The sequence below is a fragment of the Ensifer sp. ENS09 genome, assembly GCF_014852425.1.
Classification (GTDB): Bacteria; Pseudomonadota; Alphaproteobacteria; order Rhizobiales; family Rhizobiaceae; genus Ensifer.
Window position 1 is genome coordinate 1 of the sequence record NZ_JACVBP010000019.1, and the last position, 521, is coordinate 521.

General features: G+C 53.2%; 1 protein-coding gene and 1 pseudogene. Both read right to left on the reverse strand.

Going from position 1 to position 521, the window contains the following annotated elements; genetic code table 11:
- Positions 1–218 (reverse strand): hypothetical protein (locus tag IB267_RS33035; RefSeq protein WP_210336090.1); only part of this gene is annotated, 218 nt, incomplete at its 3' end.
- An 83-nt stretch (positions 219–301) separates the two neighbouring features.
- Positions 302–521: pseudogene (locus IB267_RS33040) on the reverse strand (high-affinity choline transporter BetT); the annotation flags it as partial.

Consider the following 521-nt stretch of genomic DNA (forward strand, 5'->3'; position numbering starts at 1 on the left):
TCGCTGCCGATGCGCATCATGCGCAGCGCGTCGGGCTGCGTGGCCAGCTTTTCAAGCGTGAGAGTGAGATTTTGCAGATTGTTTTGCGCCAGTTGGTTCAGCAGCGTGATGCGTGATTCATCATCGAGGCCGAGAAAGCGCGTGCGGGTGGTGCTTTTGAAGGGATACGGCTGTTTAGCCTGTTGATCCAGATACTTACAAGCAAAGCCTAATTTCATTTCATCCCCCGTTTAATCAGCGTGAAAGTGTAGCTGGGATCGGAGAAAGTGCCAGGTGCGCATCGCGGCGCACCTGGCTGACATCACACGTCCGGGAAGGTCATATTGCTGCCCGGCGCTTCACGATGCAGGTGGATAAAGTTCAGGTGACGTTCGTACTGATCGAGAATATCGATGATCACCTGCTCTTTGTTGTAGTCCATCAAATCATTGCCCTGGCTGCCTTCCAGCAAGAAGGTTTCCAGGCGGTAATAGGTCGATTTACCGCTACGTGCGCGATAGGTAAAGCCCGGTACCGAATAC